This is a genomic window from Lujinxingia vulgaris, from assembly GCF_007997015.1.
Lineage (GTDB): Bacteria > Myxococcota_A > Bradymonadia > Bradymonadales > Bradymonadaceae > Lujinxingia > Lujinxingia vulgaris.
Genome location: NZ_VOSM01000002.1, coordinates 338,252 through 362,128, shown reverse-complemented (window position 1 = coordinate 362,128; position 23,877 = coordinate 338,252). Strand labels below are relative to the sequence as shown.

Sequence of the window (23,877 nt, the reverse complement as noted above, 5' to 3'; positions counted from 1 at the left end):
CCTCCTCCCGACCCTCCCTCACCCGCCCACCGCAACGCAAATCTTGCCCAGGTGCCCTCCCCGCTTCATCACCTCAAAGGCCTCCACCGCATCTTCAAACCCCACAACACGGTCGATCACCGGCCGCAGCTCATGCTGCGCCATCGCCCGGTTCATGCGCTCAAACATCTCGCCATCGCCCACGATCACCCCCTGCACGCGGATGTTCTGCATCAGGATCGGCACCACATTGACCTCCTGCACCCCGCCGGCCAACACACCGATGAGCGCAATGGTGCCTCCCACCCGCACCGCATCCACCGACTCCTTCAGCGTACCCGCGCCGCCGACCTCCACCACAAGATCAACACCCCGGCCCCCCGTCATCTCCCGCACCACACGCCCCCACGCCGGCGTCTCGCGGTAGTTGAGCACCTTCGTCGCACCCAGCTCACGCACCTTCTCCAGCTTCGCGTCGCTGCTCGATGTCATGATCACCTCGGCCCCCATCATCCGGGCAAACTGCATCGCAAACACCGAAACGCCTCCCGTACCCAGGCAGAGCACCACATCACCGGCGCGCACGCCCCCCTGCTCCACCACCGCGTTCCACGCCGTGACGCCGGCACACCCCAGCGTCGCTGCCTCCGCATCACTCAGATACTCGGGCACCTCCACCACGCTCGCCAGGTCACAGACCACCTCCTCGCGCAACGTCCCTTGCAGCGGCCCGCCCAGCGTCGTGCGCAACTTCTCGCGGGTCGGCTCCCCGCTCTTCCACCCCTGCGCAAAGATCGGCGAGACCCGCCGACCGAGCCAACGCGCATCGACGCCCTCACCAACCTCCACAACCTCCCCAACCCCGTCCGAGCAGGGCGTCAGGGGCAAGGGCTGGCGAGGGTTGTAGTGCCCCTCCACCATCATCAGGTCCCGAAAATTGAGCCCGACCGCCCGCATCGCCAGCCTCACCTGCCCGCGCCGCACCGGCTCAGCCTCCACCTCCTGCAGCTGCAGCCGATCCAACCCGAACGCCCCTTCGATTCGCCAGGCTCGCATCCCAAACCTCCCTTATCGCAACGTTTTTACACACGCCGCGCCATTGCGCGCGGCGAACATTGTAACTACACTCTCCTACATCTTAAGGTCCACCAACCGACCTGGCGAGGACGAGATGGCAACTTCCCCCGGCTCCATCCATCGCACGATCTGGAACACCCTCAAGATCAGCGGCTGCGCGCTCAGCGTTGCTGCCATCGCCTGGGGCGTGGGCGTCTTTTCGCCCGATGGCGAGGTCGCCTCCTCCCATGCGGATACCGCCTGGCTGAGCCCCTTTGCGCGCACCAACACCGAGCGCTTCAACACCGCCCTCGAAAAACTCGGCCATCCCGAGCCTCGCCGCTACGATCTCAACGGCAACACCGTCTTCTTCTCCACGACGACCTCGCTGAAAACCCCGTCCGAACTTCTCCTCGAATACCAGGAAGAGTTCGTCCGACAGGGCCTCAACGACACAACCTTCACCTCACTCTCGCCAGGCGACGAAGAGGCGCGCCTGCTCAACGCCTTGCAGGGCGGGCTCAGCCCCATCGCCATTTCTCAGAACCATATCGCGCTGGCCGGCGTCCTCACCAAAAACCGCGCGGACTCCCCCGAAGCGCTGCGCGACGACTACCTCGGCACCGACAACCCCCACGAGCTCTTTCGCGCGCACCGCTACATCGAGATCTCGCGCGACCCGGAGCGCCGCCACACCGAAATCGTCGCCTCCTGGAGCGATGAAGCCTTCGATTACAGCCGCATGGTCCCCGGAAACTCCGCCGACCACCAGGCCTTCGACGAGCTCGTGCCCGCCTGTCCCGGCTGCACCCGACTGACCCGCTTCGCCGACGAGAACCCCGGCGCCCACCAGGTCGACCTGACCTTCGCCTCCCCGGCCTCTGCCGACACACTCATTCATTTCTACGACCAGGCGCTCCCCTCCCGGGGCTGGTCGCTGGCCGACGAAGGTGACGCCATCGCCCGCGCCTCCGACTTCTTCGAGCTCCCCGAGACCGGCCACACACGCCGTTACACTGGCCCCAACGATCTGGCGCTGACCCTGGTCTTCCAGCGCGATCAACGCACCGGCCACACCCTCGTCCACGCCGCACGCTCGCGCTGACCTGCTCATTGGCCCCTCGGGCTTGCCCCGACCTCTCTCGGTGTGAACCTTTTGTGATGTTGCATCGTCATCACTTCACCCCGGGAGTCGACCCATGAGCACGTCTACGATCTTCCTCGACGACAACATTCTCTCCTACCTGCGCCACTTCTCGGTGCGCGAGCCCAGTCGCTTTAAACGCTGCCGCCACGACACCTCCGAGTTGCCCATGGGCAGCATGCAGATCGCCCCGGAACAGGGCCAGTTTCTGCATATGCTCCTCCAGGTCATGGGCGCGCGCCGCGCCCTGGAGATCGGCAGCTTCACCGGCTACAGCGCTCTCTGGCTGGCCAGCGCCCTTCCCGAAGACGGCTGCCTTGTCGCCTGCGAAGTTAACGAAAAATGGGCCTCCCAGGCACGCCATTGCTGGGAAGAAGCCGGCCTGATGAAGCGCATCGAGCTCCACGTTGAGCCCGCAAAAAACACCCTCGAGTATCTGCTCAAACGTGACGCTCAAAACACCTTCGACTTCATCTTTATCGACGCCGACAAAGAACCCCTCGATCACTACTACGAGGCCTCCCTCAAACTGGTCCGCCCCGGAGGGCTCATCGCTGTCGATAATGTGCTCTGGGGTGGCAAGGTCGCCGATTCATCAGTGCACGACCCCGATACCGGCGCCATCCGCGCGCTCAACGAAAAGCTCCACAGCGACGAGCGCATCGACTTAAGCGTGGTGCCCATCGGCGACGGCATGGCCCTCTGCCGCAAGCGCAGCGCCTGAGCGCTCGCACTCCCGGCCCCGATACAAAAAGAGCCCGCCTCCCCTCTCCGGGGACGCGGGCTCTTCTGACGTCTTAGGATAACCTGACGCGCACAATGCGCCCCCGACCTGCGGTCGAGGGCGCATTTGCATCAACCTTATTCGGCGTCGACCTTCACGAACTTCAGCGTCATACGGTCGCTCTCACCAATCGCCTTGAACTGCTCGGCGGTCTCTTCCCCACCACGCAGAGAAGGCGGAAGCGCCCACACACCGTCTTCGTAATCACGGGTGTCGTTGGGATTGGCGTTGATCTCCGAGCTCTCCACAAGCTCAAAGCCCGCGGCCTCCACCGTCGCGATCACAAAGTCCTGGGGCAAATAGCCCTTGGGAGCCGTCACCGCCGGATCGCTGCCCTCGGCCGCACGATGCTGCACCACGCCGAAGATCCCGCCCGGCTTGAGCGTCTCGTGCACGGCCTCAAGCGCCGCATCCAGAATGTCGTTGTTGTACCAGCCGTGCATGTTGCGGAAGGTCACGACCATGTCGGCGCTCTCCGCGTCTCCGATCTCCACCATCGTCGGAGGCGCAAACGTTCCGACCTCGACCTCTCCCAGGGTGTCGGTGTTCTCGCCAACCCAGGCCTCGTACGCCACAGACGCCTTGCTGTAATAGCTCTCCGGATCCTCAGGATCCACCATCAGGTTGCCGGCCACGAGCTTGCCGTTCTCCGCCAGCACCGGTGCCAGCACCTCGGTGTACCAGCCCCGTCCAGGCGAAAGCTCCACCACGGTCATATCGTCGCTCAGACCGAAGAACGTCAGCGTCTCCACCGGATGACGCGCCTCATTACGGGCCCTATTCGCCTCGGAGCGATGCGCGCCATTGGCAGCCGCCTCCAGCCTGGCTTCCACCGACATCGAAGGCGCCGTCTCCGGATCGGCCTCTTCCTCGGCCTCCATCGCCGCGGCTTCGGCGGCTACTTCTTCTTCGACCGGCATCTCATCGCTCTTCGGCTCATTCGAGGAACACGCCGTAAGACCAACCACCAACGCCACCAACATCCATCGCGTCTTCACGTTCACTTGTCACTCCTTATCGGGTACGTAACGTCTACAAAATCCTGGGCCGCAGCCACCTCTTTCTAGCATCGCCAGCGGCTCCGGCACAAACTCCGCCCAGACGTTTAACACCCGTGATTTAAAGGCAAGCGATGACTTCGTATCAAGACGTACTTGAGTACTGGTTTGGCACGACCTCCGCCCTCGAAGACGGCATCTTCCCCCAGGAGCAGTACCGCATCTGGTTCGCCGGGGGCCCGGCGGTCGACCGCGAGATCACGGAGCGCTTCGGCGCGCTCGTCGAAGACGCTCGAGACGGTGGCCTGCAAGGCTGGCTGGAGAACGCCCCGAGCCGCCTGGCGCTTGTGCTGCTCCTGGACCAGTTCACCCGCAACATCTACCGCGGCACCGGCGAAGCATTCTCCGCCGACCACCTGGCACTTAAGTACGCGCTCGACGCCCTTGAGATCGGTCACGACACCGCCCTCTCCCCCATCGCGCGCGCCTTCTTCTACCTCCCCCTTGAGCACGCCGAGTCCCTGGAGCTTCAGGAGCGCTGCGTCACCCTCATGGAAAACCTCACCCACCAGGCGCCCGACGGTCAGGTCGAGCTCTTCCAGGGATTTTTGGACTACGCCGTGCAACACCGCGACATCATCGCGCAGTTCGGCCGCTTCCCCCACCGCAACGCCCTGCTTGGCCGCACCTCCACTCCCGAGGAAGAAGCCTACCTGGAAGCCAACGACGTGCATTTTGGCCAGAAAGCCTGAACGCCCCCCCGCACCACGCAACCGGCGCTCACTCAGGCAAATCGCTCAGAGCGTCAGCTGACGATCTTCAATGCAAAACCCGTCCTCGCAGGTCGTCCGCGACGGGCAGTCCCCCGGATCATCACAGGTCCGACGAGCGCAGAACCCGGACTCGCTGCAACCAAACATCGGGTCCGGGCACATGCCCCCCTCGCAGCGCTGAATCACGCAACTTCCACCAGCGCAACGCATCCCCGGCGGGCACTCCACATCCTCTGAGCAGGACGCAACACACGACCCAGAGACACAGTCGTAGTCCCCCCCGCATCCTTCAAACTCACCACATCCCGCGCAGATCCCCCCGGGGGCTGTGCGCGTGCACGAAGGCCCGCCCGGCCCGCCCTCGGGGCAGTCCGCGGTCACGTTGCATTGGCCCACCGGCCGCCCGGCATTCGGGTCACCTCCAGCATCATCACTCCCGGCATCATCCTCCGGCGCATCACTCGCATCCTCCTCCGCATCAACATCCCCACCTGACGCATCCCCGGCATCCTCAGCATCGGCATCCCCTCCCCCCGACGCGTCGCTCGCATCAAGGTCAGCGTCGCCCTCCCCGCCAACCCCGGGATCTCGGCCCGTATCGCCTTCCTCTGTCACATCTCCGCCCTCCTCTGTCACATCCCCACCGTCCTCACAGGCCTCTCCGCAGCCCGCATCCAGGGGCGTCGGATCCACCGGATCATCGGCGCACCCCACCGCTCCGACGCTCAGGATCAGTACACTCAACACGCTCAGCATCATCTTCATAGCCGCTCCTCATTCTGGCTCAACGCCCGGCGCACTTCGCTCTCCAGGCCATGGTTCTTAGATTTCAATCATCTCTGTCTGATGGTGAACCTCAACGCCGGAGGTGTCTATGGCGAACCCGACCCCCTACCCCCTTTGCGGCCCGGCGCGCCTCACTGCGCTGACAGCCGCCTTGAGCTTCGCGCTCTTCACCGCGCTAAGCGTCACGTCTGCAACCTCGGCACACGCCCAACAACCGCCATACGAGCCCGCCTCCGCTGAAGCATTTGCAACCCATAACCCCTTTGCCCCACTCTCCCCACAGCTCCTCTTCCCCGCGCCGACGCCCACCCTCCTGGCCGCCGGAGACTACAGCTGCGCCGTCGATCATAACGCGCGCCTCAGCTGCCAGGGCCCCGGCATCGCGTCGGCACAGACCTCCATACCGATCGCCACCATCGCCGCCGGCGCCGAACACATCTGCGCACTGGACATCCGCGGCGCCCTGCATTGTGTGGGCGATCAGTCCCACCAACAGCTCGCGCTCCCCGCCCGCACCTACATCGATCTTGCGCTGGGGGAGCGCTTCTCCTGCGCCCTCACCCCCGACGCCCGCATCCACTGCGCCGGCACCCACACCCAGGGCCCGATGCCCTCACCAGGTGGCGCCTTCCAACAACTCGTCGCGGCGGACAACCACGCCTGCGCCCTGCGTGCCTCCGGCGAAGTGCATTGCTGGGGTGCCTCCCGGGGCGACAACACCCAGCCCCCGCAAGGCCGCTTTGTTCGCCTTACTCGCGCGCAGGACCAGATCTGCGCGCTCCGTCCCGATGGCGCATCCCACTGCTGGGGTCACTCGGACGCCTCACCCTGACGATAGCGAAACACACCTCAGCGCCGGGCGCTTACCCCTTGACCGCCTCCGCCTCCACGAGCGGCTCGGCCTGTGTCTGCAACAACCTTTCCGAGATGGCGATGATCTCCGCATCACCGCTCTCGCGGGCCACCGTCACGTTGACCTCGAACATCTCCCGCAAGTCGGAGGCCTGCATCCCGTTGGCACGCACATACCCCTCCACCGCGCCGGCATACTCCCGCCACACCGTCCAGCTACCACTGGCCGCAAGACACGGGAGCAACCCCGAGAGCGTGTAAATCTGCTCCCGCACCATGCCCGCCCGACTCCACGCCCCCTCAGCCTCACTCAAGAGCACCATCGCCTCCGAGAAGCGACGCTGTGAGACCATCATCATCCCCAGGTTCGAGCGCGCGATGTTCGACTCGGCCGCCATCACATCTTCCCACCGTGAGATCGCCTCCAGATACATCGCCTCGGCATCTTCCCAGCGCCGCTGCTCGCGAAAGATCTCACCGTACATGTTGTAGAAGCTCCCCGGTGAGACACGCGCAAAGAGCTCCGCATCCCCCCGGACCTCCTCCATCAGCGCACTCGCACGTTCCGCCTCCCCGACTTGAAGGTAGGCCGTGGCAAGCCCCATTGTGGCCACCGCCTGTCCCCCGATCTCCTCCAGCTCGCGCCAGATGTCCCGCGCGCTGGCATACCCCTCGACCGCCTTCTGCAGCTCTCCTCGCTCACTCCAGGCGCTGGCGAGGCGAAGCATTGTGCCGGCCAGCGCGGAGCGCCTGTCTTCGCCCTGACAGGCGTCTCGGGCTTCGAGCAGGATGTGCTCGGCCTTCTCAAAATCACCGCGCGCAAACGCCAGTGACGACTCCAGCCACAGGAGCGGGGCCAGCAGCTCACCCTCATCTTCCGGCTTGAGCAAAGCCCGCGCGCGCGCCACCACCGGCTCGGCGGCGTCCATCTGTCCGGCGGCCTGCAACGCCCAGCTCTGCCGCAACATCCCGCGCAAACGCCGCACATCGTGCTCGCCAATCTCCAGGCGATCACAGGCCTGCTCATAACGCGCAATCAAGCCCAGCGCGCGCCGCGATTCCCCCAGGTTTCCCGCCAGCTGGCAGCCTCGCAGCAGATGCTCCATCGCCTCATCGTTCTCCCCGGCCTCAAAAAGATGCATCCCCAGGCGCTCGGCAGTGGTCACATCCTCCTCACGCGCCCGCCCCTTCACCACGTCGGCACAGGCGCGATGAATCGCCACATAACGCCCCTCCGCCCGCGCCCGCCGCGCCAGTGCCTCCCTCAGCATCGGGTGCACGAACTCAAAGGAGCGCTCCTCGTAGTGCTCCGCCACAAGACGGTTGGCCAGCAGCGCCTGCAAAAGATGCTCGGGCACCGTCACATCGCAGCGCTCGCACACCTCCAGCCACTCCTCGTGCATCACCGTCAGCCCCAGCGCAGCGGCGCACTCCATTGCCCGGCGAGCATCATCTCGGACCTCGGCGTCAAACTGGGCGATGAGCTGTTCCACACCCTCATCCCACGCCTCGAGCATCCCCTCCGGCAGTGTGGCGCGGGCCCCCGGCTTTAACGCCAGCTGATCGGCGTGGCGCTCCGACGCTACCAGCAAACCCTCATGAACCCAGCGCATCAACATGCGCACGATGAACATAGGGTTTCCGCCGGCGCGCTGCGCCAGCTCATAGGCCAACTCCTCCTCCAGCGGCGCGAGCATCGAGATAAAGGAGAGCTGCTCAGCCAGCGAAAGCGGCGGAATGGTAAGCTCATCGACCCCCTCCCGCTCCAGGAGCTGGTCGACCTGCACCATCTCAATCGGTCGGTCGACCAGCGCCTCATCGTTGAGCGTGATCACCACCATCACCGAGACGCGCAGCGGCGACTCCAGCACCCGCTCTACCCAGTCGAGCGTCTCGCTGGCCCACTGTCCGTCTTCGACACAGATCAGCAGCGGCCGCTCCCGTCCCAACTCTCCGAGCGCCAGCTGCATGGCCGCCGCCCGGTTGGCCCCGCCGGCCGGCAGCCGCGAGCGCTCATTCCAGGGCAACATCCAACTGGCCAGGGCCTCGGCCGCCGCCTGCGCCTGCACCTCCTCCAACCCCCGACCGCTGAGCTCCTCAAACACTCGCCGCCGGGCCCCCTCATTGGAGAGCCCCGTCGCTCGAAAATAGCGCGAAAACATCCGCGAGAGCCCATCGGCCGAACTCGCCACCGGGCTGTGCGTGGCCCGCATTACCTCGGCCAGCCCCAGCTCATGGGCACGCCGCGCAAGCCACGCCATCAGCCGTGTCTTGCCCGCGCCGGAGGGCCCCCGCAACACCATCACCTGCGAGCGCCCACCCTGATGCACCTCGGCCAGCCGCTCCCAGAGCGCGTCCCGGGCCTCCTCGCGTCCCACCAGCGGAACTTCGCGAAAACGGTAGAGCTCCTCCGATCGCCACAGCTCCCGAAACTCCCCCAGATCCACCACCTCATCACGACGCCAGCCCATCTCGCGCCGCACCGCCCCGCGCGGCGGTCCCCAGAAGTGCACATCCAGCGCGCTGAGCACCTGACGCGCATCCGCCGCATAGCGGAAACGATCGATCGGCGACTCATCCATACAACTCAGCACCCAGCTGGCGAACCCCGAGGGCACAAAATGATGCTGCTCACCGCGGCTGGGCCGACCGCGCTCATTGTCGGGAAGTCGCCCGTAGAGCCACTCAAACGCGATCACCCCCACGCTGTACAAATCACTCCATGCCCCCTGCTCTCGCCAGCGCCCCTCCACGACCTCCGGCGCCTGATAGGCCGAGATCATGCTGTTCTCACCATCGAGTCGCCGCGGCGGCAAGAGCCCAAACTCCAGCAGCTGCACCGCCTCGACCTCATCCTCCTCCCCCAGTCGCACCGACACAAGCTCCGGGCTCAGCCGGCGATGCACCACCCCGCGCGCGTGCCCGAACGCCAGCGCTTCGAGCATACGAAGCAGCACCTGCCGAAACTGCGGCCACTCCAACCGACCCATGCACTCCTGCAAGGGCTGACCTCCCTCCATCGGCGCGCTCACCCAGAACGCATCCCCCGCCAGTAACGCCCCCTGGCAGGCCCCGGCCTCCTCCAGCGTCACCTCGCCAAAGTCATAAAGAGGCGCCACCCCGGAGTGGAAAATCGCCGCCGCCCCCTGCGCCTGACGCCGGTACATCTGCAACATCCCGGCCGGCGCATCCGCGGTATGCGCCGCGCGCAACTCCAGCGTGCGCCCGGAACTCTCATCCACGGCCTTCCAGAGCCTCCCCCCGAGCGTTGTCTGCTGCGCTTCTTCCAGCCGATAACTGCGAACTCGCACGTCCTCTCCCCTTGCGCGCCATCCTGACACAAGCAGTGCGCGCGATGACCCGTCACGCACCTTCTTGATTGTCGCGTCTTTTCGTCAGAGCGCGACGTTAACACACCTCGTATGCCGCGTCATCGCCATCACGCGATCCTCGACGGCCTCGTCGCCCAACCAGCCTTTGCCGTGCACAGACCCCGATCATCGCCATCGCCTCCCATAAAGCAAGCCCCCCACCCCATTTCGCCTCCCCCTGGAAACGCCCCTCGACCAGCGATCACCCTGATTGGTTGACCCGCCGCGTTGCGCTCTTATACCTTGGATTCGTAGAGCACGCCTGCCTCAACACTGATAGTGATTCTCAATTACGGAGCACCCCATGAGCTCGAAAGAAGAACTGATCAAACGCCTCAACACCGCCATGGCCTGGGAACTCGCCGGCGTCATCCAGTACATGCAAGCCGCCGTGATGGTCACCGGTTATGAGCGGGAGATCTTCCGCGAATTCTTCCATGAATCCAGCGAAGAAGCGCGCGACCACGCCGAAGCCGTCGGCGAGAAGATCGCCGTCCTCGGAGGCGTCCCCACCGTCGAGCCGGCCACGATCCGCCAGGCCGCCGACATCCAGGGCATGCTCGAAGCCGCGCTTGCCCTCGAGATCGACGCCCTTAAAGCCTGGGAGGCCTGCCACGAGGTCGCCGAAGCTGCCAACCCCGGCACCATGTTCTGGATCGAAGAGCACATCGCCGAGGAGCAGGAGCACGTCGACCACCTGCGCAAGCTCACCGGCAAGGTGAAGTTCGCCGCCGGCGACATCGACAAGAGCAAAGGCACCACCGCCTGATCCACACGATGCTCTCCGGGAGCGCGGCCGCCGCGCTCCTCGTAAAGAAGCCCCTCGCCAGCCGGCGAGGGGCTTTCTTTTTTTAAATCCTGCCCGAAAACGCATCGTCCCCTTGAATAAATGATACTCGTTTTCAATTTCACCTTGACTGCGTTTTGAAAGTCATTATCAATATCACCGTCCGCGCTATGCGATTCTTCTCACAGGCAGAACGCAACCATGACCCACGAAAAACTCCTCGGCGATCTTCTCGGCTTCGAAGCCGACACCCGCGTTGAACTGGTCCAGGTCTCAGAGCCCGGCGAGACGCCCACTCTGGAGCTCCGCCTGCAACGCGACGGCAAAGAGCTCGGCTGGCTCACCCAGCGCCGCATTCGCCTCTGCGCCGGCCAGATCGGCCAGCTGCGCGACGCCCTCAACATGATGGACCCCGACGGGCGCGACGCCCCCGCGCCGCGCATCCACCCGATGCGCCGCGACGATAAGGTCATCTCGATGGCCGACCTGCGCCGCTCCTGCTGACGCGCGTTCCGCCCATCATTTTCATCGCTTGAACGAAAAAACGCCCCCCGAGCGCATCGGGGGGCGTTTTTTATTCAGCGCCAGCAGGTGATTTCCTCACCGCTCAAGGTTCACACGCCTCCACCGACGAGGCCTCCACGCTGCGCAACTCCGTGGGCTCAGCGGCCTGCACGCGCGACACAAAGCAGCCGTACTGCGCCTGCGCCTCAGCCACCTGATACGCCACATTATGCCCGTCGAGCACCTCCGGCTCGTACTGCGTCACCACCGCAGTCACACCGTCGCGGTTACCTCCCGCGGGCAGCTCCAGCACCTGGTCGCGCCCCACCCAACGCATCCATTCCAGCGCTTCTTCTTCGAGCAGAGGCTCCACAAGCTCGCCGCCCATCGCCGCCGAGAAGGCCGCACGCGAGCCCGGGCTGAAGTACCCGTCATCAAGCCCCGAATGCTGCAGCGCCTGCTTGGCCGGCACCCCCGGGTGCGGCTCTTCCAGCAGGTGCCGCCCGTGGGCCACCGGATCCACAAGGTCCCAGACATGCTGCACTGCGCTTAAGATCGGATCGAAGCGATTGAGCTCCTCATGCGGGTTCATGCGAATCGCCACCCGCAGCGCATCGCCGACGTTGACCGGCTTGACCGACTTCAGCGCAACCTCAATGAGCACCCCGCCCGAGCCCGAGAAGACGCCGGCGGCGATGTTGCGATCAACCGTCAACGCCGGAAGCCCGATGGTCGAACCCATCGACTGCCCCATCGCCGAGATGCGATCGCCCGCAAAACGAATTAGCCCATCCGGCGCATCACCCGCGTCCAGGTACTCCGGCGCGATCGCCGGATCGATGGTCATCTGCTGCAAAAGCCGCGCGTGCAGCGTTACTTCACTGGCTGCCACATTGAAGTTATCCACCGCCGCGCCCGGGTTGCCGATCAGGTTGTAGAGCAGAAGCCCGGTGGTATCCGGCGAGGTGTGACGCGTGCCGTGAAGGTTAAAGTCCGCCGCAAAACCGGCGACGCCATAAGGCGCCACCACCCCGGCCGGCCCACTCCCGGGCGGAGCGTCGGTGTCTTCGTCGGGCTTCGGCCCGCGCTCAAAGAGCTCTTCGGCCCGTCCCCCGGAGCCGTGCATATACATCAGCACCGGAAACCCTCCCTCGGGCATCGCCTGGCGCGGCACGGTCACAAAGAAACGAATCGTCTGCGTATCGACCCGGGTCAGCTCCCCATTCTCATCCAACGCCAGCGAGCCGGAGGGCGGATTGGAGTAAGGCCGGTTGCCCGTCTGCACCGTGGGCACGTCGTAGGTCGCGCGCAGGAGCACATACTCGTCAAACACCTCCACGAGCTCAAAACCCGGGTCCGCGTTGACCTGCGGCTCGTCGAGTGCGTTGAACCAGTCATTGATTTTGCGCAGCCGAACCGTGGGATCATGGGTCGTAAAAAGCGTCATTCCCCGCACCGCGTCGGCCTCCACGCCCAGATCCTCAAGGACCTCCAGCGCCTGGCTGTAAGGCTCGCCATCGACCGGGCCCACGTCCTCGCCCTGCAACAGGCGTTCAAGGTCGGCGGAGCGTACAATCGCGTCGCCGGCCTCATCTTTGAGCGCATCGCTAAACACCAGCGCGTAGCGCGTGTTGGGCCGTCGCACCACGCCAAATGGCGAGAGACACCCCACCATATGCGCCTCATGGTAGGTGCCCGCCTCCGCGCGATACTCACACGCAATCGGCAGCACGCGCCCCTGCTCCGAGCTCGCCGGGTCCACATCCACCAGAAAGATCGAGGGCGCCCCCTCCTCGAAGTTCAATGAGGCTTCTTCATCCGCAATCACCGTCGTGGGATCCAGCGCGCCGTCAAAATGCGCAAAGATGCCCCCGAGCAGTCCCCAGCCCTCCAGGCGAGTGTCTGCGGCGGTGAACCACTTCTCCAGAATGTCGATGCCTTCGGCGCCGGGCCAGCTGGTATAGACGCCCTCAAACCCGTCGATGCTGCGCACATCGCTGGGGATCGGAAGATCGAAATACGACTCCGACGCGACCTCAAATCGCATCTGACGCCCGACAATCTCCGGGCCTGCGTCACCCCCGTCGACCTGAGTGTCGGCATCCGCTCCCGCATCGGTCGTGGCATCATCGGGCTCATCGGAGCAGCCCGCCACCATCACCATCCCCAGCATCGCCGCATACCGGGCCAACTTCGTCCACCTGCACACTGCCATCGCTTCACTCCTGCATCGGATCGCTTCGAACCATCGCTCGCCAGCGCCACCCCGGGGGGGCAGCATCGACGTCGCCGCATAAGACATACCCCGCCACTATGGCGAGCCGGCCGCAGGGTGTACAGCCCGCGCGCACAACGCAACAAAGCCGGGCCCCGATGGACCCGGCTTTGTTGGCTCGCTGCTGACACTCCTAAGAACACCTGGCTCAAGGAGCGTCAACAACCTCAGTGAGGATTAGAGCCCGTTGGGCGCACCGTTGACCGGGCAGCAGCCGTCCTCGCCTTCACCGGCGTAGATGGGGAAGGTCAGCGAAGCCTTGGAGTCGTAGCCGAAGGGGACCATGTCGTCGCCGTCCCACATCATGTCGTAGACGCTGGCCTTGAACTCGTAGTCGCCACGCTCACCCAGGCGAAGTTTGAAGCACTGGTAGTCGCCCAGACCGTTGCCGTTACCGCCGCCGTTGAACTCATGGCCGGAGATGGTCACCGGGCCGCCGTTGTCGTTGTCGTAACCGACCTTGCGGGGCTGGCTCAGAAGGGGCGGACCGCTCTTCTGCTCAAGGCGGAACTTCAGCGGGTCACCGTCCGGATCGTAAGCCACCACGCAGACCTTCACCTCATCGCACTCGGTGTTGAACTTATCGAACTTCACCGCGCGAATCACCGGCGGGTGGTTGAGCACGCCGATCACGTCGAGCGCGCCGTTCTCCTCGGTGGCATCACACTGGCTGATCAACATCACCTCGGTGGTGCGCCCCTCCTTGACCTTGACGTAGTTCATGTAGGCTTCGTCGCAGTCTCGCGACTTCTTGCCGTACTTGTTCAGGGGCACGATCTTGACGTGGTAGCACCCCTCCTCAAGCACCGTGAACATATCGGCGAAGAGGTGGCTGGAGTCACCATCAAGCGGCGAGTCCATAAACTCCGGGATCATCCCCGGAAGCTCCAGATCTTCCAGGCTGCGCACCTCCTCAAGCACCGGCCGTCCGTGGCAGGTTTTGATGATGTACTTGATCTTCTTAACGTCGGAATCCCCCGAGTAGTCAAAGGAGAGCGCGATCCCCGACGAGCTCACTTCACCCGAGTCCGAGGGTCCATCCTCCACCAGATCCACACCACACCCGCTCATTACAAACAGCCCCGCCGCAAGCCACACCCATCCGTGACGCTTCATATGCATTCCCCTCGTGTTTCGGGTTGGTTCAACCCTCGGCCCGACCCCCACGGCCAGGCCGAGGTACTGGTGTTACAAGAGCCTTAGAAAGACGGCTCCTTATCGTCCACGGCGTTTAATTTCCCGCCGGTAAGACCTCATCACAGGCCGGGTAGACCTCCTGCGGCTGGAACTCGCCGCCGGGGCAGGTCCGCTCCACATCGTCCCACTTATAAGGGCTGCAGAAGAACTGCGCCGGCCAGATCGGGTTGCACCCCGGTGCCCGCTGAATCTCGCGCACCCCCGGCAACAGGTGGAACTCGCCGGTGGCCTCATCGTAGCACTCAAGCTCAATGTCCCAGTTGGTATGCACCGGGAAGACCATCTCGGCATGGGAGGGCCGCCCGACAAAATCCTCCATTCGCACAAGCTCCCCGCCCTCATGCACCATGTCGTAGACCCGCACCCGGAACTCGTAGGTGCCGTTCCACAGCGGTGCGGCCTTCATACACGCCCGCGCAAGCTCGCCATCCTGCTCCACGCTCACCAGCTCCGGCCCCATAAAGGGCTCCTGGCCGCCGACCTGCGCAAACTCAAAGCTCATCGGATCGGCGTTGACGTCGCGTGCCGTCACACACACCTCAACCTCTTCACACTCAAAGACGAACTTCGAGGGACTGTACTCCATCGACACGATCACCGGAGGCTGGTTCAGCGCCGCGATCACATCGAGTGTGCCTGTATGGTCAGCATCACACTGACTCATGATCAGCACCTCGGTGGTCTGCCCTTCCCGAACCTGCACCGAGCTCGCCCGCCCCTCATAACACTGCGTCGAAGGCTCACCGTTGGCCTGCAAAGGCTGCACGCGAATGTCGTAACAGCCCGGATCGGCCACCGTAAAAAAGTCCGAAAAAAGATGCGCCGAGCCCCGATCCAGCGGGTTGTCCTCCAGCGTCGGGATCATCCCCGGGATGCGCAAATCCTCCAGGTCGCGTCGCGCCTCAATGCGATCCCCACCGCCTCCGCAGCGCTCAATCTCAAAGAGAAAGCCCGAGACGTCGCTACCGCCCGTGATATCCACGGTCAGCTCCATCGACGCCCCTCCGCGCTCCCCACCCGGGCCCGGCTCCTGAAGCACCCCACAGCTGGCCATACATCCGGCGGCAAACACCAGCCCCCATCTATGTCGATGAATGTTCATCGCGTCTCCCCCTCTCTGAAATCGAGTTCCCGGGACCGGGCGCCAGCGTCGGCGTTCGCCGCTCTCCACTGTTTCCGCCCCTCCCCGCTCAGTCCAGACTCATGGGCCCGACATCAACCTCGTCGGATGCCGGCACCTGACCCGTCGGCAGTACCGCCTCAACCTCTTCCCCCTACCTCATCGGGTCATAGATAAAACGTAATCCTCAGAACTCCGGGAGCAATCCCATTTTGAATATTTTGATGAATTCTGTGAATTCCGATCCGTTTTTACTACGTCCCCCAACCGTGCGCCCACCCGGCCGATATGCCTGTCACTCCAAACGAAAACGCCCCCGGCGGTAGCCACGTACCGTCGGGGGCGTCGATGCCCTGCTCCGCACTTTTAGCGCGGTGGCAAGACCTTAGCTGGCCGACCCGCCACCATCATCACTGCAGGCTCCCGGGCCGATATGGCCTCCGTTGTACGAGCGCATCACAAACATCAGGTCTTTGGCGCGCACCCGGTCAATCTCCGAGGGATCTTCAACCCCCAGCAGGGTCTCCGCCTCGGCCATCACCGCCGCCACTTCCGCCGGCACCGGCGCGCCGGAGGCCTCGTTCAGGCGCGCGACAATGTACTGCTGCGCCATAAACGCCCAGGCCCGCGACTTCGGAACGCGCTCCTCCACAAGCTCCAGCCAGGTCATCCCGTGCAACTCGGTGTCTTCATTGATGGGCCAGGAAACCTGACGATCCGGATCGCCCTCATAGCGGTTGTGGTCCCGCCAGTACTGAATGGCGCGCGTGCACTGCTCCACTTCACCCAGGACGTCTTCCTCGTCCCGGTGGTCTTTCTTCTTATGCTCCTCTTCCGGCTCTTCGACCTCACCTAAGACGTCTTCTTCTTCTTCGTCCCGGTGGTCCTTCTTCTTATGCTCTTCCTCTTCCGGCTCTTCGACCTCACCTAAGACCTCTTCCTCTTCTTCGTCTCGGTGGTCTTTCTTCTTATGCTCCTCTTCTTCCGGCTCTTCGACCTCGCCTAAGACCTCTTCCTCTTCCTCGTCCCGGTGGTCTTTCTTCTTATGCTCCTCTTCTTCCGGCTCTTCGACCTCACCTAAGACGTCTTCCTCTTCCTCGTCCCGGTGGTCTTTCTTCTTATGCTCCTCTTCCGGCTCTTCGACCTCACCTAAGACATCTTCCTCTTCCTCGTCCCGGTGGTCTTTCTTCTTATGCTCCTCTTCCGGCTCTTCGACCTCACCTAAGACGTCCTCGTCCGGGCGCTCCTTATCCTTCTGATGATCGTCGGTCGGCTCATCTTCCACCTCACCTAAGACGTCCTCGTCCGGGCGCTCCTTATCCTTTTGATGATCGTCGGCCGGCTCGTCTTCAATCTCACCGAGCACGCCTTCATCGTCGGCCGGGGGCTCCTCGCAGGTCGAGTAGACCGGGAAGCTCAGGCGGGCGTGGGAGCGAGCCGTATCGTCATTTTCCCGAAGCAAAGTCTCCACGCGCACGCGCTCCCCATCGCCATCGACGATCACGTCGTAGGCGCGCACCTCAAAGGCGTAGGCCGCGGTGTTTCCGGGGGTCAGAGTGACACACTCCACCACCTCGCCATCGGCGTTGGGATCGCTGGTCGAGCTCACCTCCAGGCCCTCACGCGGTGTCGGACCGGAGCGCTGCTCCCACTCAAACTCAATGTCGTCAGCGTCGCTGTCCACGGCGGTAGCGCAGATGGTCAACGCTTCACACTCCACCAACTTCGACGGATCAAAGTCGAGGCGTGTGAGCGTCGGCGAGAAGTTGAGCACGCCGAGCACGTCCATCGCGCCGAAGTTGTCGCCGCCGCACTGGCTGACCATCGCAATCTCGGTGGTCTCTCCGGCACGCACCTCCACCCCGGAAGCCAGGGAGGGCTCACAGAGCTCGACCTCCTCGCCATCTTCATCAATGGGCACGATCTCCACGTCGTAGCAGCCCTCTTCGAGCACCACGAAGTAATCCGCAAAGATCACCCCCTGCTGATCGGCGACCTCCAGATCGTCAAAGGCCTCGTCATCGGGAAAGTCGAGTTCATCGAGCGTTCGCTCATCAACGACAACCTCCTCCCCTTCACATGTCTCGACGATAAAGCGCACCCCGGCCACCGACTCGACCTCACTGAGGTCTACCGTCAGCGCCAGGCCGGTCTCACCGCCGCCTCCCGACGGATCGGGCGCCGGCGGGTCAAGGCTCTCCATGCCACAGCCAGCCAGCGCTCCCGCGCAGGCCAGACTCAAGGCCAACCTGATCGTTCCTCTCATCCTCTACCTCCTCATACGACGCGATGGACAGGCAGCGGACACACCATCTTCAGGTGGGCCCTCTGCAAGGAAGCCCGAGACCCACGCGCCCCACGCGCGTTCGTGATCTCTGCGACTACGTGTTGCGACAAACGATCATGCGCCGCACATCCTGTGCGTTGGCGATGATCCAGCATCCTCGCGAGGAATCAGGGAACGAATACAGCGCGATCGGCTCTACACCAGCAGTCATGTGGCAACTTCGCGCGTTCGAGTACCTAATGTAATCAGCACCCTGGCTAGACCAAACAATTCTCACTAATCACAGAATCCCCCCCCCCGGCCCATGACAACGCTATCGCCGCGCCGCACAAGAACGAAAAACGCCCCCTGAAAAGGGGGCGCTCCTTTCGATCCTCACAATCGCACAACGTTCAGCATTGTTGCCGCGGCTTAAACTCAGTCATCGTCATCATCGTCATCGTCGTCATCGTCGTCATCGTCGTCATCGTCGTCATCATCGTCGTTATCGTCGTCATCGTCGTCATCGTCGTCACCTTCGCACTCGGTGAGCAGCCCACGGTTGAACGCATCCAGGATGGCGCCCAGGGCAGTCGCGACGGCACCGTCGGCGCTGGCCGGCGGAATCTGCGTACACTGCGCCAGAAGCGTCTCGGCCTGCGCCAGCGCGGCAATGACCGCCGGCGGAGCAAAGGCGCCATCGGCGACATTGAGGCTGGCGGCGATGAATTGAGGCGCCAGGATGTACCAGGCGTCTCCCATCGGCTGCTGCCCGAGGATGTCGAGCCAGGTCTCCCCGCACAGGGGCGTATCTTCATCAATCGGCCAGGGGTAGTACTGGTTGCCGGTCAGAAAGCGGTTGTGATTCTGCCAGTAGCCGCGGGTGCGCGGGCAGACCTCCCCGGGCTCGCCAACATCAGGCTCGCCAACATCGGGTTCACCCACATCAGGCTCGCCAACGTCGGGTTCACCCACATCGGGCTCACCGCCGGTATCGTCACCCGCATCAAACTCCCCGCCCACATCGGTGCCCACATCATCACCGGCGTCAAACTCCCCGCCCACATCGGTGCCCACATCATCACCGGCGTCCGGCTCAGACGGGCAGCTCACGTAGGCCGGGAACTTCAGCGTGGCGCGCGAGCGCACCTGCCCGTAGCCCATCTCGGCATACCACTCCTCGGCGGTCACCAGCTCGTCGTCCAGGTGGAAAAGGTCCTGAACCTTCACGCCGAAGTAGTAGTTGGCCGAGACGTCATCGAGCTCATAGCGCACGCACTCCACGGTCTTACCGTGGTAGGTGTAGCGATGAATGACCTCCGGGCCGCTTTCAACCTCTGGACCGCTGAGCTGCTTCCAGGTCAGACGCACCGGATCCTGGTCGGGGTCGCGCACCGTCGCGCACAACTTCAACGTCGCCGGGCAGGTCATGAACTTACCCGGGTGGTAGGTCAGCTTTTTGATCTCCGGGGGATGATTCAAAGTCGCGATCACATCGAGCGCGCCGGTCTCCTCGCCCTCGCACTGGCTGATGATGAGGATCTCGGTGGTCGCCCCCTCATCCACCTCCACATCTTCCGCGCTCGCCGGCGAACACTTCTCCGAGGGGGTGTTGCGCCCCCGCATCGGTGTGATCGTCACGTCGTAACAGCCCGCCTCCAGGACCGCGAAGTAGTCCGCGAACTGATGCTCGGAGTCCTCGTCGAGCGGCGAATCCACAAACTCGGGAATCTCCCCGGGAAGCTGCAAGTCCTCAAGAAGGCGGAGCTCCTCCAACACCGCCTCCGACTCGCCGCAGCGCCGCACCTCATAACGCATCGCCCGCACATCGGAGGGGCCCTGCACGGCGAGCAACATGCTCAGCCCCGTCTGCCCCTGGCCGGCGCCCTCGCCGGGAACCCCGCGCTCTCGCTCACCAACCTCATCACAACCTACCAGCGCCCCACACAACACCAGCGCACACCACCACGGTGTGAATCTCGACATGCATCCCCCCTTGCTGTTGTCAGGTCTTGCCTTAGCGCTGCGGACGTCCCCTCTCGCACAGCGCCTGCTCGTGTCTGTCCTGCCGATACCTCCCGCAGACGCAACTAAACGTAACCATCGCCCCCCGCCCAGCAACCCGCCCGATCACAACGGGCGAACATTTACAAGATTTGCCCCCGCGCGTTAGCATGGCGTCGAGCATTGGGAATGCAGCGCCGGGCCTGCGCATTGTTGCCCTGCGCGCGGGCCGGCCCGGCCCATTGCCCCCTACCGAGGAGCACTCCCCACCATGTCCAGCCGTCACCAGGCCGTTCTCGGCATCTTTTTCGAAGAAGGCGTCACCACCCTCTCGCCGGCGCACCTCGCCTACCGCATGGGCGTGCCGGTGCGTGAGGCCGAGGCGCTGCTCGACGAGATGGTCACCCACGATCTGCTGGCGCTCGACTTCAGCGGCGATCACGACTTCGGCTACCGCCTGCCCCCGGGCACACTGCCCCCTGAGCCCGCTCCGGCACCCGCCCCCGCGTACCACCAGGACGCCGCCTCGCAGCCCGCCCATCCGCAATCAACGCCTTCGCCCTACGCGTCCTATGCGTCTGGCGAAGATGCCTCGTACGACGCTCTCCCGGACGCGCGCTACGCGGCGCATACGCCCGGCCCTTCGGCCGCCTACGGTAACCCGCAGCGCTGGAGCTCCGCCCCGGCGCCCCAGACCTCGTCGCCCGACGGTACCGACGGCTCGGTGGGCCCGATTCGTCGCTCCCCCCCGGGATATGCGCCCCCCGCATCCCCGCGCAGCCAGCCAACTTCGGTGGCCTCGGCACGGCCATCGCCTTATGCCGGCTCGCCCTTCGCCGCCCCGGTCGATACGCGCCGCCAGGAGCTTGTCCCCTTTCGCGACAACCTCCCCCAGCAGCACGTACGCCCCGACCGCCGCCCCTTCGTCGCCGGCCTGCTCAGCTTCCTTTTCACCGGCCTGGGACAGGTCTACAACGGCGAGCCCCTTAAGGGCGGGCTGATGTTCGCGACCAGCATGATGTTATGGCTCTTCTGGATGGGCTGGGTCGTCTCGATGTGGTCGATCGCCGACGCCTACCACGTCGCGCAGCGTGCCGAATCTCAGGGCACCTGAGCGCCGACCACAGACGCACCCTCTTTCTGATCTTCAGGACCTCGTTGTGGCTGACGCCGATCTTTATAAGCATGCCACGGCCATGCCCTACTTCTATCGCGGGGTGCGCTTTCTGGCGCAGGGTTCGGTGCGCCTCTACTTCTACGACATCCAGGTCGTCGGCCAGGAGAATATCCCTCAGAACCAGCCGATGATCCTGGCGGCCAACCACCCCAACTCCATCATGGACACGGTGCTCCTGGCCACCGAGTCGCCCTTTCGTATCAACTACATGGCGCGCAGCGGCATCTTCAAACATCCGGTGGTGCGCGCGGTACTCAACGGGGTGGGCGTCATCCCCATCTACCGCGCCAGCGAGCTGGGTGGGCAGCCGGCACGCAACCAGAACAGCTTCTACCGCGCTTTTGAATTGCTGGAGGCCGGAGGCTGCGTCGGCATGTTCCCCGAGGGCGCCAACTCCCCCGACCGCCAGGTCCGCGAGATCAAAACCGGCACCGCCCGCCTGGCCCTGGAAGCCGAAGCCCGCAACGACTACCGCCTGGGCGTTCAGATCCAGCCGGTGGGGCTGAACTTCGCCGACCGCGACCGCTTCCTCTCCAGCGTCTTAATTCGCTACGGCAAGCCCATCGATGTGCGAGATTTTGCCGACCTCCACCGCCAGGATCCCCGTCAGGCCGTCTACGAACTCACGCAGCTTATTTTGCAACGCCTGCGCGACGTGGCCACCCACGTGCACGACGAGCGCAACCGCCAGCTCGTGATGGACATCCACCGCATCTACGGAAACGAGCTCCTCTCGGAGTTTATGGGGGCCTACGACGTCGACCTGCGCCCGCTCACCCACAAGCTCTTCGATCGGGCGCGCGCCGCCGACGGTCCTCGCCCCGACCTCGATGATCGCTTCACCATCGAGCAGGCCATCGCCGACGCGGTCGACTTCTACGAGCAGCGAAACCCGGCGATGGTCGCCCGGGTGCGTATGGACATCCGCCGCTACAAAGACCACTTAAAACAGGTGCGCCTGCGCCACGACATCGTCCATGAGCATAGCCCCGAGAACTTGAGCAGCCGACGAGAAGCCATCAAACTCACCGCGTACGCGCTGGGGTTTGGGCCGCTGGCGATCTACGGGATGATCACAAACCTGGTGCCCTATCTGCTGGTGCGCGCCATCGTGTCTCACCAGCCCGAAGAGGCCAAACGCGCCTTCATCGCGCTGATCAACAGCTTTTTTGCCTTTCCGCTCTGGTACCTCTTTCTGGGCTGGTATCTCTGGAGCAACCTGCGGCCGCCGATCTGGGCGATGGTGCTCTTTGTCAGCAGCCTGCCGATGACGGCCTTTTTCTTTTTAACCTGGTGGCGCAAGATCCTCGTCTACCGCGACCGCATCCTCTCGCGTACGCTTTTTCGCACCCAGAAAAACCTGCTGGAGACGTTGGGCCGCGAGCGCGCGCGCCTCATTGAGACCTTCGAGAACGTCAAAATCGACTACCTCATCGCCCGCTTCGGGCACCTCTTCGATGAGGACTCCGCCTACGCGCTGCCCTGGCAACCCGACCTGGCGAGCCCTCCTGGTGAAGCGCCTCAGACCGCGATGAAAACGCCAACCCCGGCCTCCAAGGCACACGCCAGCGCCGGGCTCACCCACGATTCATCCCCCCAACTTCAGGAGCAAGAATGACTCGCAAAGTCTATGTCGTCGGCGTCGGTATGACCAACTTCGAGAAGCCCGGCCGCCGCGAGTGGGACTACCCCGATATGGTGCGTGAGGCCGGCACCCAGGCGCTGGAAGACGCCGGCGTGGACTATCAGGCCATTGAGCAAGTCTTCTGCGGCTACGTCTACGGCGACTCCACCAGCGGACAGCGCGCCGCCTACGAGCTGGGGCTGACCGGGGTGCCGATCTACAACGTCAACAACAACTGCTCCACCGGCTCCACCGCCCTCTTTATGGCCCGCCAGCTCATCGCCGGGGGCATCCTCGACTGCGCGCTGGCCCTGGGCTTTGAGAAGATGCAACGCGGCTCGCTCAAGACCGACGGCCAGGACGACCGGGCCAACCCGCTCGGCCGCCATTTTGAGACGATGGCCTCCCAGCGCGGCTTTGCCAAAGCGCCGCCCGCCCCCCAGATCTTCGGCAACGCCGGCCTGGAGCATATGGAGCGCTACGGCACGACCGTGGAGCATTTTGCAAAAATCGCCCATAAGAACCACCTCCACTCCACCAAAAACCCCCGCTCCCAGTTCCAGGACGAGTACAGCCTGGAGGCCATCCTGGAGTCGCGACCGGTGCACCACCCGCTGACCATGCTGCAGTGCTGCCCGACCTCCGACGGGGCGGCCGCCGCGGTGCTGATGAGCGAGGAGAAGGTGCGCGAGCTGGGCCTGGAAGATCAGGCCATCGAGATCGCCGCGATGAGCATGACCACCGACACCCCGGCCTCCTTTGGCAAGAGCGCCATCGACCTGGTGGGCTTCCAGATGAGCAAACTCGCGGCAGCTCAGGTCTTTGCCGAGAGCGGCCTGAGCATCGCGGATGTCGACGTGATCGAGCTTCACGACTGCTTCTCCACCAACGAGCTCATCACCTATGAGGCGCTCGGGCTCTGCGAGGAAGGCAAGGCCGGCCAGCTCATCGACGCGGGTGATGTCACCTACGGTGGCAAGTGGGTCGTCAACCCCTCGGGCGGGCTCATCTCCAAGGGCCACCCCCTGGGGGCCACCGGCCTTGCGCAATGCGCCGAGCTGACCTGGCAGCTGCGCGGCCAGGCCGACCAGCGCCAGGTTGAGGGCGCCGAGATTGCGCTCCAGCACAACCTTGGGCTGGGCGGCGCGGCCGTCGTCACCCTCTATCGCCGAAACTAACA

General features: G+C 64.2%; 18 protein-coding genes. 9 read left to right on the top strand and 9 right to left on the bottom strand.

Going from position 1 to position 23,877, the window contains the following annotated elements; all coding sequences use genetic code 11:
• Positions 1-18: 18 nt before the first annotated feature.
• The gene (locus FRC98_RS05090; protein WP_146980214.1) at positions 19-1,035 is read right to left on the bottom strand and encodes a zinc-dependent alcohol dehydrogenase family protein; all 1,017 of its coding nucleotides are present in this window, start codon (positions 1,033-1,035) and stop codon (positions 19-21) included.
• 115 nt (positions 1,036-1,150) lie between these two features.
• On the opposite strand from FRC98_RS05090, the gene FRC98_RS05085 reads away from it, so the two are divergent.
• Complete coding sequence (locus FRC98_RS05085; RefSeq protein ID WP_146980213.1) at positions 1,151-2,140, top strand: hypothetical protein; 990 nt, start codon at positions 1,151-1,153, stop codon at positions 2,138-2,140.
• A gap of 94 nt (positions 2,141-2,234) precedes the next feature.
• Positions 2,235-2,903 carry an O-methyltransferase gene (locus FRC98_RS05080; protein ID WP_146980212.1) on the top strand — a complete coding sequence of 223 codons (669 nt, stop codon included), beginning with the start codon at positions 2,235-2,237 and terminating at the stop codon, positions 2,901-2,903.
• Between the two features lie 137 nt (positions 2,904-3,040).
• On the opposite strand, the gene FRC98_RS05075 is transcribed toward FRC98_RS05080, so the two are convergent.
• The gene (locus tag FRC98_RS05075) at positions 3,041-3,967 is read right to left on the bottom strand and encodes a class I SAM-dependent methyltransferase (protein ID WP_230467286.1); all 927 of its coding nucleotides are present in this window, start codon (positions 3,965-3,967) and stop codon (positions 3,041-3,043) included.
• Positions 3,968-4,095: 128 nt separating this feature from the next.
• On the opposite strand from FRC98_RS05075, the gene FRC98_RS05070 reads away from it, so the two are divergent.
• Complete coding sequence (locus FRC98_RS05070) at positions 4,096-4,713, top strand: DUF924 family protein (protein WP_146980211.1); 618 nt, start codon at positions 4,096-4,098, stop codon at positions 4,711-4,713.
• A 45-nt stretch (positions 4,714-4,758) separates the two neighbouring features.
• Here FRC98_RS05070 and FRC98_RS05065 read toward each other — a convergent pair whose 3' ends face one another.
• Positions 4,759-5,499 carry a hypothetical protein gene (locus tag FRC98_RS05065; protein WP_146980210.1) on the bottom strand — a complete coding sequence of 247 codons (741 nt, stop codon included), beginning with the start codon at positions 5,497-5,499 and terminating at the stop codon, positions 4,759-4,761.
• Positions 5,500-5,608: 109 nt separating this feature from the next.
• Here FRC98_RS05065 and FRC98_RS05060 point away from each other — a divergent pair, with 109 nt between their 5' ends.
• The gene (locus FRC98_RS05060; RefSeq protein ID WP_146980209.1) at positions 5,609-6,352 is read left to right on the top strand and encodes an RCC1 domain-containing protein; all 744 of its coding nucleotides are present in this window, start codon (positions 5,609-5,611) and stop codon (positions 6,350-6,352) included.
• A gap of 31 nt (positions 6,353-6,383) precedes the next feature.
• Here the strand turns inward: FRC98_RS05060 and FRC98_RS05055 are convergent, their stop codons facing one another.
• Entirely contained in the window at positions 6,384-9,683 is a 3,300-nt protein-coding gene (locus tag FRC98_RS05055) for an ATP-binding protein (RefSeq protein ID WP_146980208.1), read from the bottom strand.
• A 364-nt stretch (positions 9,684-10,047) separates the two neighbouring features.
• Here FRC98_RS05055 and FRC98_RS05050 point away from each other — a divergent pair, with 364 nt between their 5' ends.
• Together FRC98_RS05050 and FRC98_RS05045 are read left to right on the top strand one after the other, a co-directional pair.
• Entirely contained in the window at positions 10,048-10,512 is a 465-nt protein-coding gene (locus FRC98_RS05050) for a ferritin-like domain-containing protein (protein WP_146980207.1), read from the top strand.
• Positions 10,513-10,731: 219 nt separating this feature from the next.
• The gene (locus tag FRC98_RS05045; protein WP_146980206.1) at positions 10,732-11,034 is read left to right on the top strand and encodes a hypothetical protein; all 303 of its coding nucleotides are present in this window, start codon (positions 10,732-10,734) and stop codon (positions 11,032-11,034) included.
• A gap of 103 nt (positions 11,035-11,137) precedes the next feature.
• Here the strand turns inward: FRC98_RS05045 and FRC98_RS05040 are convergent, their stop codons facing one another.
• The 5 genes from FRC98_RS05040 to FRC98_RS05020 form a co-directional block, all read right to left on the bottom strand.
• Complete coding sequence (locus tag FRC98_RS05040) at positions 11,138-13,249, bottom strand: hypothetical protein (RefSeq protein WP_146980205.1); 2,112 nt, start codon at positions 13,247-13,249, stop codon at positions 11,138-11,140.
• Between the two features lie 237 nt (positions 13,250-13,486).
• The gene (locus tag FRC98_RS05035) at positions 13,487-14,425 is read right to left on the bottom strand and encodes a hypothetical protein (RefSeq protein WP_146980204.1); all 939 of its coding nucleotides are present in this window, start codon (positions 14,423-14,425) and stop codon (positions 13,487-13,489) included.
• 115 nt (positions 14,426-14,540) lie between these two features.
• Complete coding sequence (locus FRC98_RS05030; RefSeq protein WP_146980203.1) at positions 14,541-15,608, bottom strand: hypothetical protein; 1,068 nt, start codon at positions 15,606-15,608, stop codon at positions 14,541-14,543.
• A 403-nt stretch (positions 15,609-16,011) separates the two neighbouring features.
• A complete protein-coding gene (locus FRC98_RS21295; RefSeq protein WP_230467285.1) occupies positions 16,012-17,892 on the bottom strand; it encodes a hypothetical protein in 1,881 nt (626 codons plus the stop codon).
• Positions 17,893-18,330: 438 nt separating this feature from the next.
• Positions 18,331-19,878, bottom strand: a complete 1,548-nt coding sequence (locus FRC98_RS05020; protein ID WP_146980202.1) for a hypothetical protein — start codon at positions 19,876-19,878, stop codon at positions 18,331-18,333.
• A gap of 289 nt (positions 19,879-20,167) precedes the next feature.
• Between FRC98_RS05020 and FRC98_RS05015 the strand changes: the two genes are divergently transcribed.
• Genes FRC98_RS05015 through FRC98_RS05005 form a run of 3 tightly spaced genes read left to right on the top strand, consistent with a single transcriptional unit; the run spans position 20,168 to position 23,875 of the window.
• Positions 20,168-21,010: a hypothetical protein gene (locus FRC98_RS05015; RefSeq protein WP_146980201.1), complete on the top strand. Its 843-nt coding sequence runs from the start codon at positions 20,168-20,170 to the stop codon at positions 21,008-21,010.
• A 46-nt stretch (positions 21,011-21,056) separates the two neighbouring features.
• Entirely contained in the window at positions 21,057-22,691 is a 1,635-nt protein-coding gene (locus FRC98_RS05010; protein ID WP_146980200.1) for a 1-acyl-sn-glycerol-3-phosphate acyltransferase, read from the top strand.
• Positions 22,688-23,875, top strand: coding sequence for a lipid-transfer protein (locus tag FRC98_RS05005; protein ID WP_146980199.1), 1,188 nt, complete (start codon positions 22,688-22,690; stop codon positions 23,873-23,875). The genes FRC98_RS05010 and FRC98_RS05005 overlap by 4 nt, the downstream gene beginning before the upstream one ends.
• The last annotated feature ends 2 nt before the right edge of the window (positions 23,876-23,877 follow it).